The 16,028-nt window shown below is 67.7% G+C and carries 13 protein-coding genes; 7 read left to right on the top strand and 6 right to left on the bottom strand.

The window, feature by feature from the left end:
• Positions 1-2: 2 nt before the first annotated feature.
• Entirely contained in the window at positions 3-908 is a 906-nt protein-coding gene (gene cyoA / locus ACZK29_RS20555) for a ubiquinol oxidase subunit II (protein ID WP_478446437.1), read from the bottom strand.
• A 183-nt stretch (positions 909-1,091) separates the two neighbouring features.
• On the opposite strand from cyoA, the gene ACZK29_RS20560 reads away from it, so the two are divergent.
• The 4 genes from ACZK29_RS20560 to ACZK29_RS20575 are packed head-to-tail and all read left to right on the top strand — an operon-like array spanning position 1,092 to position 4,964.
• Positions 1,092-2,507, top strand: coding sequence for an aminotransferase-like domain-containing protein (locus tag ACZK29_RS20560; RefSeq protein ID WP_164146845.1), 1,416 nt, complete (start codon positions 1,092-1,094; stop codon positions 2,505-2,507).
• A gap of 55 nt (positions 2,508-2,562) precedes the next feature.
• Complete coding sequence (locus ACZK29_RS20565; protein WP_005414763.1) at positions 2,563-2,841, top strand: hypothetical protein; 279 nt, start codon at positions 2,563-2,565, stop codon at positions 2,839-2,841.
• Positions 2,841-3,440: a DUF6436 domain-containing protein gene (locus tag ACZK29_RS20570; protein WP_111112160.1), complete on the top strand. Its 600-nt coding sequence runs from the start codon at positions 2,841-2,843 to the stop codon at positions 3,438-3,440. The genes ACZK29_RS20565 and ACZK29_RS20570 overlap by 1 nt, the downstream gene beginning before the upstream one ends.
• A 9-nt stretch (positions 3,441-3,449) precedes the next feature.
• Complete coding sequence (locus tag ACZK29_RS20575; RefSeq protein ID WP_478446438.1) at positions 3,450-4,964, top strand: aminotransferase-like domain-containing protein; 1,515 nt, start codon at positions 3,450-3,452, stop codon at positions 4,962-4,964.
• Positions 4,965-5,568: 604 nt separating this feature from the next.
• Here the strand turns inward: ACZK29_RS20575 and ACZK29_RS20580 are convergent.
• The 3 genes from ACZK29_RS20580 to ACZK29_RS20590 all read right to left on the bottom strand — a co-directional run bounded on the left by ACZK29_RS20580 (position 5,569) and on the right by ACZK29_RS20590 (position 10,017).
• A complete protein-coding gene (locus ACZK29_RS20580) occupies positions 5,569-6,870 on the bottom strand; it encodes an aminotransferase class V-fold PLP-dependent enzyme (RefSeq protein ID WP_478446439.1) in 1,302 nt (433 codons plus the stop codon).
• On the bottom strand, positions 6,870-9,272 hold the full coding sequence (locus tag ACZK29_RS20585) for a TonB-dependent receptor plug domain-containing protein (RefSeq protein ID WP_478446440.1): 2,403 nt from the start codon (positions 9,270-9,272) through the stop codon (positions 6,870-6,872). The genes ACZK29_RS20580 and ACZK29_RS20585 overlap by 1 nt, the downstream gene beginning before the upstream one ends.
• A 253-nt stretch (positions 9,273-9,525) precedes the next feature.
• Entirely contained in the window at positions 9,526-10,017 is a 492-nt protein-coding gene (locus ACZK29_RS20590; RefSeq protein ID WP_478446441.1) for a hypothetical protein, read from the bottom strand.
• Positions 10,018-10,098: 81 nt separating this feature from the next.
• Between ACZK29_RS20590 and ACZK29_RS20595 the strand changes: the two genes are divergently transcribed.
• Genes ACZK29_RS20595 through ACZK29_RS20605 form a run of 3 tightly spaced genes read left to right on the top strand, consistent with a single transcriptional unit; the run spans position 10,099 to position 12,744 of the window.
• The gene (locus ACZK29_RS20595) at positions 10,099-10,926 is read left to right on the top strand and encodes an AraC family transcriptional regulator (protein ID WP_111205006.1); all 828 of its coding nucleotides are present in this window, start codon (positions 10,099-10,101) and stop codon (positions 10,924-10,926) included.
• A 13-nt stretch (positions 10,927-10,939) separates the two neighbouring features.
• The gene (locus ACZK29_RS20600) at positions 10,940-12,019 is read left to right on the top strand and encodes an alpha/beta hydrolase family protein (RefSeq protein WP_478446442.1); all 1,080 of its coding nucleotides are present in this window, start codon (positions 10,940-10,942) and stop codon (positions 12,017-12,019) included.
• 53 nt (positions 12,020-12,072) lie between these two features.
• A complete protein-coding gene (locus ACZK29_RS20605; protein WP_033833737.1) occupies positions 12,073-12,744 on the top strand; it encodes a VOC family protein in 672 nt (223 codons plus the stop codon).
• Position 12,745: 1 nt separating this feature from the next.
• Here ACZK29_RS20605 and ACZK29_RS20610 read toward each other — a convergent pair whose 3' ends face one another.
• Together ACZK29_RS20610 and ACZK29_RS20615 are read right to left on the bottom strand one after the other, a co-directional pair.
• The gene (locus tag ACZK29_RS20610) at positions 12,746-14,149 is read right to left on the bottom strand and encodes a TPM domain-containing protein (RefSeq protein WP_478446443.1); all 1,404 of its coding nucleotides are present in this window, start codon (positions 14,147-14,149) and stop codon (positions 12,746-12,748) included.
• 2 nt (positions 14,150-14,151) lie between these two features.
• Complete coding sequence (locus ACZK29_RS20615; RefSeq protein WP_478446444.1) at positions 14,152-15,987, bottom strand: M3 family metallopeptidase; 1,836 nt, start codon at positions 15,985-15,987, stop codon at positions 14,152-14,154.
• Positions 15,988-16,028 lie beyond the last annotated feature (41 nt).

Consider the following 16,028-nt stretch of genomic DNA (forward strand, 5'->3'; position numbering starts at 1 on the left):
CGTTACTCCTGGGAAACCTGGGCACCACCGGCAGCGCCCACCGGGGTGGCAGCAGCGGTGTTCTCACCGACGCCGATGAACTGGTCGATGACCTTCTTGAACAGCAGCGGTTCAACGCTGGAGAAGTGCTGCACCGGTGCGTTCTTCGACGGTGCGGCCAGCGCCTTGAACTGCGCGAAGCTGAGCGCGTCGGGCGCGCTGCGCACGTCGGCCACCCAGCGCTCGAACTCTTCGTTGCTGCTGGCGGTGGCGATGAACTTCATGTTCGAGAAGCCATGCCCGCTGTAGTTGCCGGACATGCCACGGAACTGGCCGGGCTCGTTGGCAATCAGGTGCAGCTGCGTGCGCATGCCGGCCATCGCGTAGATCTGCCCACCCAGCTGCGGGATGAAGAAGGTATTCATCGTCGAGTTGGAGGTGATGTTGAACGCCAGCGAGCGGTTGGCCGGGAAGTTGAGCTGGTTGACCGTGGCGATGCCCAGGTCCGGGTACACGAACACCCATTTCCAGTCGGTGGCGATCACGTCCACGTGCAGCGGTTCACCGGCCACGTCCAGCGGCTTGTACGGGTCCAGTTCGTGGGTCGACTTCCACACGATCACCGCCAGAACCGCGATGATGATCAGCGGCACGCCCCAGACCACGATCTCCACCTTGGTGGAGTGCGACCAGTCCGGCGTGTATTTCGCTTTGGTGTTGCCGGCGCGGTAGCGCCACGCGAACACGAAGGTCAGCACGATGGCCGGTATCACCACGATCAGCATCAGGCCGATGCAGATCAGGATCAGGTCGCGCTGGGCGAGCCCGACCATGCCCTTCGAATCCAGCAGCACCCAGTCACAGCCCGACAGGCCGACGCAGGCCAGGGCGACCAGCGCCAGGCGGATGCGGTTCCAGCAGATATTCATTGGAGGTCAACCCTGTTGAAGAAGCGCGCTTGACCGGCTCGCCTGCGCGCAGCGCCCGGGCGTGGAGCGGCTACACTGTGGGTACGAGGTCGCCTACAAGCAGGCGAACCACTCCAATCAAGCCCATACAAGATACAGCATTGTATGGACTTGTGCATCTGCACGTATGGAAAAATCTGACCGATGACGCCACCTGCCGCCGGCCGCCGCCTGAAACACCCCAATCGCACCTGGGTCCGCCCCTTCCGCGAGGGCGCCGGCCCGCTGTACCTGCAGATTGCCCAGCAGGTGCGCGAGGCAGTAGATGACGGCGTGCTGCGCCCGGGCGACCGCCTGCCGCCGCAGCGCGACCTGGCCCAGCAGGTGGGCGTGGACCTGACCACGGTCACCCGCGCCTTTGCCGAACTGCGCCAGGCCGGCCTGCTCGATGCCCAGGGCGCGGGCGGCACCTTCATCGCGCTGTCGGCCGGCAACCGCAGCACCTCGGTCGACCTGAGCATGAACATCCCGCCGCTGCTGGGCAGCGCGCCGTTCGCACAGGGCATGGAGGCCGGCTTCCAGCACGTGGGCCAGCAGCTGGGCCAGGGCGAACTGATGAGCTACCACGTCGGCGCCGGCACCCGCGAGGACCGCGCCGCCGCCGTGCAGTGGCTGGCGCCAATGCTGGGCACGGTCGGTGCCGACCAGGTGGTGATTTGCCCGGGCGCGCAGACCGCGCTGTGCGCATTGATCCTGGCCCGCACCCAGCCGGGCGAGCTGATCGCCGCCGAACAGCTGACCTACCCGGGCCTGCTGGCCGCCGCGCGCGTGCTGCAGCGGGGCGTGGTGCCGGTGGCGATGGACGCCGAAGGCATGCTGCCCGAGGCTCTGGAAGAAGCCTGCCAGCTGCGCCGCCCGCGCCTGCTGTACCTGGTGCCGACCATCCAGAACCCCACCACGGCAACGATGTCGGCGCAGCGCCGGCAGGCCCTGCTGGATGTCGCCAAGCGCCACGATCTGACCGTGATCGAAGACGATCCCTACTGGTTGCTGGCCGGGGACGCCGCGCCGCCGCTGGCCGCGCATCGCGACGCCGGCTGCCCTGTCTACTACATCTCCACCCTGTCCAAGTGCCTGGCCCCGGGCCTGCGCACCGCCTACCTGGTGGTACCGGCCGGCGAGCCGATGGAACCGGTGCTGGACGCCCTGCGCGCCATCGCACTGATGCCGACCCAGTCGATGGTGGCGGTGGCTTCGCAGTGGATCCGCAGTGGCCAGGCCCAGGACATGGTGCAGCGCTTCCAGCAGGAGCTGCGCGAGCGCCAGGCCATTGCCGCCCGGTATCTGCCCACCCGCGCCCAGGCCCATCCGGCCGGCCTGCACGTGTGGCTGCCGTTGCCGCCACGGCTGGACCAGTACCGGCTGATCCAGGCCGCCCAGGAACAGGGGCTGGGCATCGCCAGCTCCGACGCCTTCAGCGTGGAGGAGCCGCCACCGGGCAACGCGATCCGCCTGTCGCTGGGCGGCGCGGTCGACCAGGGCGCGCTGGCCGGGGCGCTGGCGAAGCTGAATGAGATCCTGTCTGAAGCGCCCGAGGCCCGGCACAGCGCCATTGTCTGAGTCATCCACGTGGCACGACATCCATACAAGATGATATTTTGTATGCAATGTATGGATGAAGGGACGTGCATCGATGCGCGCCGAGAAACTGAAGTTCCACCTGGTGATGGCCGGTTGCGGCGGCTTTGTCGTGCTGATGCTGGCCGCGCTGGCCTGGGTCTGCCTGCAGCCGCAGACCGTGGACGTGCAGGCCGCCGAGCGCCACGCCATCGAGCAGTGCGTGCAGCGCAGCGAGGACCCGTCGCGTAGCGAGATCCAGCGCCGCGCGCAGGCCGATTCCTGCCGCGAGATGCGCAAGCAGTACGTGCACAAGTTCGGCCGGGAAGACTCCTGATGGGCGCAGCCGCGCCGCGCCGCCGCTTGCTGCTGCCGACGATGATCGCCCTCGCCTGCCTGTTCATGGCCGGCGTGGCGGCTGCACTGTGGCAGTACTTCGGCTACAGCGCGCAATCCACGTTCACCGAACAGGCCATCGTCTTCGACGACTCGCAACTGCGCCTGCCAGCCGATCTGGCCGGTGATACCGGCCGCATCCGCGTGGTGCATTTCTGGGACCCGGCATGTGCGGTCTGCAACCGGGAAACCGGTGCGCACCTGAGCTACCTGATCAGCATGTACCGCCGCGCCGGCATCGACTTCTACGCGATCCGTCGCCCTGGCACGCAGGGCGAGCTGCCCGAGCCGCTGCGCAGCAAGGTGATCAACCTGCCGACCATCGACGGCATCGAACACATCCCGGCCAGCCCCGCCGTAGCCATCTGGGATCGCCAGGGCCACCTCGCCTATGCGGGGCCGTACAGCATCGGCATGGTCTGCAACTCGGCCAACAGCTTTGTCGAACCCCTGCTGGACAGACTGGTGCGCGGCGAAACCGTGCGCCCGAAAGGACTGCTTGCCGTGGGCTGCTACTGCCCCTGGCAGGCCAAGCGCTGAGGACGCGCAATGACATCACTGACGCTGGCCGGTGCGGCCGCCGCAAACAACAACGGCGGTCACCTGTCCGAACCGACCGATGGTTATGGACAGGCTCCCGCCGTTGGAAGCAACGATACGCCCCGACATGCTCCGTACATGCCGCGACCGGATGTCGCAGCGCGCGAGTGGGTGCAGGACGTGCTCGCGCACAGCGGGCCGATCTACCTGCGCATCGTCAATTCGCTGGAACGCACGGTGCGCCGTGGCGGCCTCGCACCCGGACAGCGCCTGCCCTCGCAGCGCGCGTTGGCACAGCAGCTCGGCATCGACCTGACCACGGTCACCCGCGCCTTCGATGAAGCACGCAAGCGCGGCCTGATCGAAGCACGCGGACCACAGGGCAGTTTCATCGCACCGCCCAAAGCCGGCTTCGACCAGGCAGTGGACCTGAGCATGAACGTGCCGCCGGTGCCCGACGCCGATGCGCTGGCCGAGACACTGCGCCGCGGTGCCGCCGCCGTGCTTGCACGCAGCAACGCGCCGAACCTGATGACGTATCACCTGGGTGGCGGCAACCCCACTGACCGCCATGCAGCGGCGCGCTGGCTGCAGCCGATGCTCGGCGCGGTGGATGACGACTGCCTGCTGCTGACCGAAGGCGCGCAGGTGGCGTTGGCCGCTATTTTGGTCAGCCAGGGCCGCGATGGCGATACGATCCTGTGCGATGCGCTGGTCTACCCGGGGCTGCTGCAGGCCGCAGCGGCACTGGGACGTCGTCTGCTGCCGGTGGACAGCGACGAACACGGCATGTGCCCTGAAGCGCTGGTGCGGCAGGCGCGTGACAGTGGCGCACGGCTGGTCTATCTCAACCCCACCTGCCAGAACCCGACCGCGCTGACCCTGCCGCTGCAGCGGCGCGAGGCACTGGCGCGGGTGCTGGAACGCGAAGGCCTGCTGGCGATCGAGGATGATCCGTACTGGCACCTTGCCGAAGATGCACCGATACCCCTGGCAACGCTGGCACCGCGCCATGTGTTCTACGTGGCGACGCTGTCGAAGGTGATCAGCCCCGGCCTGCGCACTGCGTTCGTGCAGTGCCCAAGCGCTGCGCACGCTGAGGCGATGACGGCTGCATTGCGGGCGACGCGGCTGATGGGCCATCCGCTGGTCTCGGCGTTGGCCAGCCAGCTGCTGCTGGATGGTTCGGCGCAGTCACTGCTGGCCCAGGTGCGCACCGAGGCACGCGAGCGCATGCGCATGGCGCGCTACCTGCTGGCGCCATCGCTGCTGCAGCGCGCGGAAGGCCTGCATGCCTGGTGCCGGGTACCAGCGCCGTGGACCGACGCCACGCTGGTGCGTACCGCACAGCTGCAGGGGCTGGCGATTGCGCCATCTTCGGCGTTCTGCCCGCAAGGCGTGTCTTACCCAAATGGCGTGCGGCTGTCGCTGGGGCTGGCGGCGGACCGCCGACAGCTGGAGAGTGCGCTGCGACGGATTGATCGGTTGTTGTTGTCCGATGCGTTGCCGGCGATCGAGCGGTAGCCCTGGAATGGGATGTGCCGACCAACGGTCGGCACCCACCCGACCGGTAGTGCCGGCCGCTGGCCGGCGGAAGACTCCTCAGCATGGTTGGAATGTGCCAACCAAGGTTGGCACCCAACCGACCGGTAGCGCCGGCCGCTGGCCGGCGGAAGATTCCCCGGCACGGTTGGAATGTGCCAACCAACAGTTGGCACCCACCCGACCGGTAGCGCCGGCCGCTGGCCGGCGGAAGATTCCCCGGCACGGTTGAAATGTGCCAACCAAGGTTGGCACCCACCCGACCGGTAGTGCCGGCCGCTGGCTGGCAGAAGATTCCCCGGCACGGTTGGAATGTGCCAACCAACAGTTGGCACACACCCGACCGGTAGTGCCGGCCGCTGGCCGGCAGAAGATTCCCCGGCACGGTTGGAATGTGCCAACCAAGGTTGGCACCCACTCGATCGGTAGCGCCGGCCGCTGGCCGGCGGAAGATTCCCCGGCACGGTTGGAATGTGTCAACCAAGGTTGGCACCCACCCGATCGGTAGTGCCGGCCGCTGGCCGGCGGAAGATTCCGCGGCACGGTTGGAATGTGCCAACCAAGGTTGGCACCCACCAAAGCAGGGTCAGGCCAAGGCGGAGAGGGCCTTCACCAGCGCATCCATCTGCTCCGGCCGGGTGAACACCGACGGCGTCACGCGTACACAGGCACCCGATTCCAGGCCATCGCGATGGGTGGTGAACACGCGATGCTCATCCAGCAGTCGCTTCTGCAGAGCCATGTTGTCAGCCACGCTGGTGCGCCCGCGCAGGCGGAAGCTGGCCAGCGCACTGGCCAGCGCCGGGTTCGGCGAAGACAGCACTTCGATGTGCGCCATCTTCCGCGCTGGCACGGTCCAGCGCTCGCGCAGGTAGCGCAGCCGCGCCTGCTTGTTGGCCACGCCGATGCGCTGATGCAGGGCAATCGCCTCCGGCAGTGCCAGGTAGGCGGCGAAGTTGACCGTGCCGGTGTGCACGCGGCTGCCGACACGGCCATCGTCGGTCTCGCCCATGTACGGATCCAGGTCCGTCACGCGTCCCTTGCGCACGTACATTGCGCCGACACCGACCGGCGCGCCGATCCACTTGTGCAGGTTGATGCCGACGAAATCAGACTTCAGCTGCGGGACCGCATAGTCGATCTGGCCGAACCCGTGCGCGGCATCGACGATCACATCGATACCGCGCGCACGTGCACGTTCGGCAATCTCGGCCACCGGCAGCACCAGCCCGTGCCGATGGCTGACCTGGGTCAGCAGCACCAGCTTCAACCGTGGCAACCGCGCGAATGCGGTCTCGTAGGCCTGCACGATCTGCGCGTGGTCGGGCACCGGTGGCAGCGCGATGCGCTCGACCTGCACGCCACGACGCTGCTGCAGCCAGCGCATCGCGCCGATCATGCTGTCGTAGTCGATGTCGGCATACAGCACCTGGTCGCCGGGCTGCAGGCGGTTGTAGCCGCCAATCAACGCCAGCATCGCCTCGGTGGCCCCCCGCGTCAGTGCGATCTCATCAGCACCCACGCCCAGCAGCTCCGCCACCTGCCGCTGTACCGCCATGTACTGCGCCGGAAACGCGCGGCGCCCATACCAGGCATTGCCACGGTTCACCTCGGCGGTATGGCGCTGGTAGCTGGCCAGCGTCTCACGCCCCATCGCGCCCCAGTAGCCGTTCTCCAGGTGGTTCACTTCGTCGGTGATGTCGAAGTGGCTGGCCACAGCGGCCCAATAGCTTTCATCGCGGGCCAGTACTTCCGGCGCCGCGGTCGTCGCGGGAATCTCCATCGGCGAAGCGTAACGCGCAGTGGCGCTGACCGGCAGTGAAGGCAGCGCCGCTGCGGCCGGCAGCAATGCACCGGCGCGCAGCAGGGAACGACGACGAGCGTCCATCAGAAGGTCAACCGGTACTGCGCGTACAGGTTGGCACCGTCGGTGTCGTACGGCGCGTTGCGCGAGTAGACCAGGCCACGGCTGGCCTGGAACGTGGCCTCATCCGGGTAGCGATCGAACACATTGTCGGCGCCCACGCGCAGGCTGTGGTGCTCGTTGATGCGATAGCCCACGGCCAGGTCGAGGAAGCTCATCGCACCGAAGCGCTGGTAGATGTCGCCCACCGCGTTGCCGCTGGAATCGGTCCAGGCGCCGTAGTAGCGCATGCGCGCCATCAGCGACCAGGCGCCGATGTCCCAACTGCCGGTGAGGCTGCCCTTGTGCTCGGGCAGGCGGTCCTCGAACAGCACGCGCTGGGTTTCGTTGGTGGCCACTGAGGTGCTGCCGTTGTCCACGCGGGTGCGGTTGTAGTTGTAGGCCAGGGTCAGCGTCATGCGGCCGGCGCCGAGATCCCGCAGGTAGTTGCCGACCACGTCCACGCCGGTGGTGGTGGTATCGAAGTCGTTGGTGAAGTAGTTCACCGAGGTGTAGCCCAGTGGATTGGGCGTACCGGCCGGAATGGCGAAGCTGGCCGACTGGCTGAAGCGATCGGTGAGCTTGATCTGGTAGACGTCCACCGAGCCGGACAGGCCGAGGTCGGTGCGCCAGGTCAGGCCCAGCGAGGCGGTTCGCGATTCTTCGGGCTTCAACGGCTTGGCCCCAAGCAGCTGCGCCAGCGGATCGTTCGGCGACAGGCGGCCACTGGTGAAGATCTGCAGCGTGCGCGTGTCCAGGCCCTGGCTGGTGCTGGTGGTGTTGAGCTGCGCCGGCGTCGGTGCGCGGAAGCCGGTCGACACGGTGCCGCGCAGGGCCACGTCCGGGGTGATCGCAAAGCGCGCCGACAGCTTGCCATCCAGCGTGCTGCCGAAGCTGGAGAAGTCCTCGTAGCGGCTGGCCGCGCCGATGCTCCAGCGCTCGCCCAGCGGCACTTCCATGTCCACGTAGGCGGCCTTGCTGCGCTGGCTCCACTGCCCGGCCTGGCTGGCCGAGAAGCCCGGCGCGCCATTGGAATTGGCCTCCAGGCCCGCGGCCGCGCCCGGGCCCACCGCGTACGAGGCCGGATCACCGGCGCGCACCTGGTAGGTTTCCTGGCGGAACTCGCCACCAAAGGCGACGTTGATCGGCTTGGACAGCGCCGCCACGTCCCACTCGTAGTTGAAGTCGGCGTTGGCGTTCTTCTCGGTCTGGGTCAGGCGGCCCAGATCGAACGCGGTGGGGCTGGCCGGGCCGAGCGAGGCATTGATCGAGTTCTTCAGGCTATAGTCGATGGCGTTGCGGCCATACGAAGCACTGACATCCCAGCGCAGCTTCGGCGTGATCTCACCGCGCAGGCCGCCGACCAGCTGCAGATCGTTCTGCACATTGCCGTACTGCGGGCTGAAGCCCACCGGATACAGCGAGCGCAGGTTCCAGCCGGGGAAGATGGTGGTGGTGCGATAGGCACCGGTGGTGGTGTCCGGATTGCGCCAGTTGAAATCGCTGACGCCGTCGCTGTGGCTGTACAGGCCGAACGCATACAGCTCCAGTGTGTCGCTGGCGTTGGCCTTCACGTTGAAGCCGACGCGGCGGCTTTCCAGTTCCGGCTGGCCCCAGCGCTGCACCGGATTGGGCACGTCCAGCTCCGGATGTGCAGCCTGAAAGGCGATCGCATCGGGGCGCTGGCGGGTGCGCGAGGAGGCGTCGGAGTTGGACGATTCGGCGAACAGCACCAGGCTGCCATAGTCGCCCAGCGACCAGCCGGTGCGCGCACTGAAATCGCGCGAGGCACCGTCGCCCTGCGCGTACTGCGAATAGCCGGCGGTGATCTCGGTGCCCGGGCCATCCTCGAGGATGATGTTGATGACACCGGCGATGGCGTCCGAGCCGTACTGCGCCGACGCACCATCGCGCAGCACCTCGATGCGCTTGATGGCACTGGTGGGAATCTGTGCCAGATCAGCGGCCTGCGCACCGCGGTTGCCGAGCAGCGCGCTGCGATGGAAGCGGCGGCCGTTGACCAGCACCAGGGTCTGGTCCGGCGACAGGCCACGCAGGGTGGCCGGACGCACGAACACCTGCCCGTCGGCCATCGGCAGGCGCTGCACCACGAACGACGGCACCAGCTGCGCCAGCACGTCCTTCAGGTCGGTGGATTCAACGGACCTGATGTCTTCCTTGGTGAACACGTCCACCGGCGCCAGCGTTTCGAACTGGGTTCGGTTGGACGCGCGGGTACCGGTGACCAGCATCGCGTCGAGCTGGGTGGGTACGGCGCGGCTGCCGCCTGCGGCATCGACCGCATCGGCCTCCGCTGCGATCGCGCCTCCTGCGCTGGCCATGGAAAGGGCAAGGAGCATGGAACGCGAAAGCTTCGAACGATGCACGGCAGGGCTCCGGGAGGACGCGACAGGGCCAGCACCTGTGCGGACACAACAGGCCTGGACAAGGCGCGCAGTCTCGGCCCGGTGTGTGAAGGAGGCATGACGTCAGTACGACAGCTTGATGCGGGGTCGCGCATCAATGCGAAGGCATCCACGCATGGCGTGGATCTACCGGCAGGCACCCCTGTGCCGGCCCACGTCGGCTTGGTAGATCCACGCCATGCGTGGATGAGCATTGGCGCCTCGCGGTGTGGGGCTAGTCCGTGGTCTTGCCGCCGAAGCCAAGACGAGCCGGCCGTGCCGTCCGCAGTGGAAAGAACAGCATGCCAATGGACACCATCTGGAACGGAGTGAACAGGAACCAGATGTTGTCGGTGCCGACCGCCAGGAGGTTGAAGTCCAGATCGCCGATCCACTCCAACCGCCACAACACGGTAACCACTCCTCCGACGGTCGGAACCGGCAGAACGCCGTGACCGGCCAGCATCAACGTCGGTGTCAGCAGCCCGGCCAGGAACGCGAAGCCGGCGCGGTAAAGCCAGGGATTGCCCTTCCAATACGGCGCGCAGCGCCACATCAGCAGCAGCAATGCGAGGGTCAACAGCCAGGGCAACAGCCACTGTGTAACCACCAAGTCCATCATCGGATCGGCTTCACCGGCCTGGCGTCCCACGTCGTTGATCGCATCTCCCTGCCCTCCAATACGTCCATGAAGCACGCATTGTTGCCGGTACGCGGGCAGACGCAAAGCCCCGGCAGCGCAAGAACTGCTAAACGCAGCGCCTGCCGATCCGCTACTGTGCCCGGCATCGGATTCAGGAACGGCAGGATGAGTGCGGCAGGCAAGGCGTTGTGGTACATCGAAACCCATGCGGACCAGCCATTGGCGCTGGCCGATATCGCCGCCGCAGCGGGGCTGTCGCCGTTCCATCTGTCACGCCTGTTCCAGGCCCGCACTGGCACCTCGGTGGTGCGCTATCTGCGGGGACGGCGCCTGACAAACGCCGCGCAGCGGCTGGCCAACGGCGCAGGCGACATCCTGCAGGTTGCGCTTGGCGCCGGCTATACCACCCATGCGGCGTTCACCCGTGCCTTCAGCGAGCAGTTCGGGCAGACACCCGAGCGGGTACGCGAGCAGGGCACCGATGGCCTGGCGCTGGTACAGGCGATCCGCGTGGACGATGCGCCGGCGCCCTGCGGTGAAGCGCCGCGACTGCTCGACACGCCCGCATTCCAGGTGGTGGGCATCGGCATGCGGCATACCCGCGATAGTGGCGGCGCGATACCCGGGCAGTGGGCGCAGCTCAATCGGGAATGGCCGACGCCGGCGCCGATCAGCTTCGGCGTGTGCTGCAACAGCGACGACGATGGCGGCTTCGACTACATCGCGGCTCTGCCGGCAAGCGCGGTGCCGAGCGTGCCTGTGCACTGGCAACGCGTGGACGTACCGGCGCGTCGCTACCTGGTCGCCTGGCACGGCGGGCACATCTCGGCCATCCGCTCGACCTGGTTCTGGCTGCTGGACCATTACCTGCCAGGCTCCGGCCTCAGCCTGGCCGAGGCCCCGGACCTGGAACGCTACGACAGCCGCTTTGATGAGCACACCGGCAACGGCGGCGTGGAGATCTGGCTGCCAGTCGACGAACGCCCCAACTGACAAGGAACTGAAGATGCGCATGATGGCCGCTGTGCTGGGAATGATCCTCATGGTCTCCACTGCCATCGCCGAGGGCAGCGAGACGCAGGCGGCCGGCGAGCGCCACGGCGCCACCACCGTGGCCAGCGCAGCTGTACGCGATGCGCAGCACCACGATACGCTGCGCTACACGGTCTGGTACCCAGCGCTGGCCGGCAGCCGGGAAACCGCCCTGACCATCGGCCCGCCCGACGCGCCGCTGTTCGAGGTCGGACGCGCAGCGATGGATGCTCCCGTCGCGGGGGCTCGCCTGCCGACGCTGCTGCTGTCGCACGGTAACGGCGGCAGCGCACGCATGATGGGCTGGTTGGGCACGGCGCTGGCGCGGGACGGCTATCTGGTGATCGCGGTGGATCATCCCGGCAACAACGGTGCCGACGAGATGACGCTGACCGGCAGCATGCTGAGCTGGCTGCGCGCGGATGACCTGCGCGCTGCGCTGGCCGCCGTGCAGGCCGATCCGATCCTGGGCCCGCATGTCGATCCTGAACGGCTGGGCGTGGTCGGCTTCTCGGCCGGTGGCTACACCGCGCTGCTGGCAGCCGGTGCACGGCCCAGCCTGCAGCGACTGCTGGCTTTCTGCACCGCGCACCCGGATGACGGCGTCTGCCAACCGCAACAGGAGGCGGCCACGCACACGATGCAGGCGCGCCGGGCCGCTGCGGCTTCGCCCGCGCTTGCCCCCTGGATCGCCGAGGCTGACGCACAGCGCGCGATTCCCGGCGTGCGTGCCGTGTTCCTGCTGGCACCCGCCATCGTGCAGGCGTTCGCGCCCGCGCAGCTGTCCGCGTTGCGGCAGCCGGTATCGATCATGTTGGGGGCCGCAGACACCGTCGCGCCACCGGAGACCAATGGTGAGGCCGCACAGGCGCAGATTCCGCGCGCAACGCTGCAACGCCTGCCGGACGTGGGTCACTACGACTTCCTGGCGGCCTGTACCGCTGTCGGCGGGCAGAGGCTGCCCGGACTGTGCAACACGTCGGTTCCCAGGGCGAAAACCCACCGGCAGGCGGTGGATGCAGCCACGCGATTCTTCGCCGACGCACTGCGCTAGTGGCCGCCGGATGCGGCCCGGCGCTACAGTGATCGCGTCCACGGAGAACGATCATGCGCCTGCTGCACCTCACCCTGCCGGTCTCCGATGTCGGCGCCGTCGCTGCGTATTTTCACGATGTCCTGCAGCAACGCGTGATCGGCCCCCATGTGCACATCGGCTGGAGCACGATCGAACTGCAGCCCGCTGAAGGACGTCCGCTCGGAGGCGTGCACCTGGCCTTCAACGTACCGGACAACCGCTTCGGCGAGGCAATGACCTGGCTGCGCGAACGCACGCCACTGCAACGCAATCCAGCAGGGCTGGATTACTTCGCGCTGGAAAGCAGCTGGCAATCGCAGTCGGTGTACTTCACTGGCCCCGATGGCTTGATCCTGGAACTGATCGGCCGCCGCCGCTTGCCCGACAGTACGCATCAGGGCGCCTTCCATGGCAGCGAACTGACCTGCCTGAGCGAGGTCGGCCTGCCCAGCCACGATGTCGATGCTGTGCGCGAACAGTCCAGCCTGCGGTTTGGCCTGCAACCGATCAGCCCGCCTTCGCCGCAGTTCGCGCCGATGGGCGACGACGAAGGGCTGCTGATCGTGGTCGCTGCGGACCGGCGCTGGTTCCCCGAGCAGAAGGACCTGCCCAATGCGCAGGGGCTGTTGCTGCAGGTCGGCGACGTGGCCGGCCCGGGCGTTGTGGAGGACGCTGCACTCGGCTGGCGTGTGCAGGCGACCTGATCTACCAGCTGCCCGACGCGCCGCCTCCGCCGCTGCGGCCACCGCCCCCGGACCAGCTGCTGGAGCTGCTCGACGATGAACTGCTGGATGACGCGCTGGACGTGCTGCGCTCACGGCGTGACGAAATCCGGCCACGTGCGCGTTCGCCCGGCAACATGGTGAACAGCCACACGAAGTACAGCAGCACGCCACACACACCGGACACGATCATCGCCAGCAGCCGTGGATCGTCACCTTCGGCACGATGGATCGCCAGCAACGCGCCCGCGGCATAGCCGAGGGTCAACAGCACCAGCACCGTCATGCGCACGACGAAGCTGCTGCGGTTCTTCTTCCAGCGTGTGCGACCGGCCTGCACCAGAAAGAACACCATCAGGGTGACAACGCCCGCGGCGGCCAGCAGCAGCAGGTGGCGGGCCAGGCTCGGTGGCAGCTGGCCACGAAGCAGCGCCTGCACCAGGAAGACCGCGCTGAGTACCAGCATGCCGCACAGCACGATGCGCACACCTCGACTGCGGCGCCAGCACCAGCCCAGCAACGCCGCCACCGGCACGCCCATCGCCAGCACGAAGCACAGGCCCGGCAGCACATGGCGTGGCAGCAGCAGCGCCACGGAGAGCACGCCCGCACCCACAACGGCGGTCACCAGCATCGGACGCCCCCAGGCCGGCAAGGTCGGCCAGCTCGGCCTCGGTGCCGACGCATTGGCGGCCAGTGCCTTGCGCCGCCGCTCCCGACGGCTGCCGCTGAAATCGTCCGCGGTCTTCGCCGGTGGGAGAGGCGGCGGCGAGCGCCACAGCCCGGCCAGGAAGCCGGCCAGCAGGGTCAACGCCACCACCGAATCGGCGCGGCGCCAGTCTGCGGGCAGCACGTTGCGCATCGATGGTTCTTCCCATGCCGGTAGGTCCTCGCCATCGATCAGCGCCACTATGATCTTCGTTCCGTCCAGCACGCCCTGGTCAAGGTCGCCATCGCGGAAACGCGGCACGATCGCCTTGTCGATGATGCGGGCGGCATAGGCATCGGGTATCGCGCCCTCCAGGCCATAACCGGTCTGGATGCGTACGCGGCGGTCCTGCACGACTACAAGCAGCAGCACGCCATCGTCAACGCCTTCGCGGCCCAGCTGCCACTGGTCGAACACCCGCTGTGCGTAGGCTTCGATGCCCTCGTCGCCAACATGGTCGACTACCAGCACCTGCATCTGCGCGCCGGTGCGCGCCTGCAACTGAAGTGCCTGCGTGCGCAGTGTGTCGCGGGTATCCGCCGACAGTGCGTTGGCGGCGTCCACCACCGGATCGTCCAGCGCAGGGACTGCAGCACCGGCCATCACCACCCTCGGCAACAGGCACAACAGCATCAACAGCCATGCCGTGGCCCAGGTGCACGTCATCCTGCGCAGCATCTTCACGTTCCCTGCCCTGCCTCGATCCGCGCATGCAGCGCCTGCAGCTGTGCCGCCGTCTGGTTGAACACCTGCAGATCGGCGTCCACCAGGGCCGGCCAGTCCGGCGTGTGCCCCAGCAGCTGCGCCACCTGTTCGTTCGGTGCGCGGTCGAAGCCTTCGCCAAGCACGGCAAGATAGCGCTCACGGAATCCTTCCGGGTCACGCTGGTCCTGCACATAGAGCTGCACCGCCAGCAGCCCCGCATACAGGTAGTTCACCAGATAGTTCGGGTCCTCATACATCAGGCGCTTGCCGATCCAGCTGTTGCGCAGCTGCGGGTAGCGCTCCGGTTGCTGGCCGAAGCGTGCCAGCACCTGGCCGGTCAGCGAATCCAGGTCATCGGCGGTGCCCAGCGTGCTGTTGGTCACGCCCTGGTAGATCGACTGCTCCAGCTGCGCCTCCTCCGATGAAGTGAACAGCTGCAGTACCATGTCGTCCAGCAGCGACTTCAGGTAGTAGGCCTTTGCACGCGGGTCTTGTGCCTGCTGGTACAGCTGGTCGCGGAAACGCAGCTCGTTGTAGATGGCGAACGCCTCGGTCAGCCATGGGCTGCCATTGCGCTGCAACGGCGAGGCATGGCCACGCTGCATCCACTCGCCGTGCAGGGCATGGCCGGCTTCATGGGCGATCTCGACATCGCTTTCCAGATCCCCGCTGCGCACGCCAACGAACAGCATCGCCGGCGCGCCGGGTGCGTTCAACGGGAATGCATCCTGGCTGCGCTCACCACGTTCGGTGGCCAGGTCCATGCGGTGGTTGGCCGGGTCCAGCAGCGCGCGCAGCTCGGCGACGTAGGCCGGCCCCAGATGCTGCATGGCATCGGCGGCGGTGTCGCGCAGCTGCGCCAGCGTCAGCACCGGCGGCGCGTAACCGGCATCGGGCACCGTGGCATCCCAGAGCTGCGGCGCGTCGATGCCTGATCGCGCGGCGTGGCGCAGCAGCATGTCCTGGTAGGCGCGTCGATCTCCTGCATGGTTTTCGATTGTCAGCAGCGTCGCATCCACCGTCGATGCATCCAGGCCCATGTGCTGATAGCCACGTGCCGGCGCTGGACCGTCGCCCTGCAGGCGCGAGGCCGCGTCGTTCACCTGCACCAGGCCCAGCAGCACCGAGGCCATCGGTTCGCGTCGCGATTGCAGCCCCTGCCAGTACCCCTTCCATCCCGCCTCGCGCAGCATGCGGTCTGGATGCCGGGCCAGCGCCTGCCTGTCACGCCCCGTATCCCAACGCCGCCCATCGCGCTCGACCTGCGGGTACTCGGCCGTGCGCAGGATCTGCCCGCGCAGGCGCGCGAAACTGTCCAGCGCCGGATCAGCCAACGCATCCACCGCCTCATCCAGCGTGGCATTGGCTGGGGCGGCGGCCTCCTTCGATGCGCGCGTGCGCAGGAAGGCATACGGTGCGGACCAGGCCGCGTCCGCAGGTGCCTCGCGCAGCGCGGCGCGACCGGTGCGGGCAATGCGGCTGCACAGCGCCATCACCTGATCAAGCGCCTGTGCCGGACGATGATCGCGCGCGTTGCGGGCGGCCTGCAGGTGCAGGTAGCTGTGATGGCGCAGGCACTGCGCCTCCATGGCCTCGGCCTGCTGGAAACGTTCCGCGGGTGCGATGCCCGCAGCATGCTGCAGGGCCTCCAGCTGCCTGCCCAACGCATCACGCGCGATCTTTTCGGCTGCGGCGCTGGCGAAGTAGGCGCGATCGTCGGCGTGCAGCGACTGCGCCTGCAGGCCGGTGAAGGGCACCATCGCCAGCAGTACGGCAATGGCGGTGGTGGTACGCATCCTGCGAATCTGCATCGGCCTCTCCCTGCCTGGGTCAGGTCTCGAGCCTAGCAGCC

It is taken from the genome of Stenotrophomonas sp. 89682_Sma, from assembly GCF_056481405.1.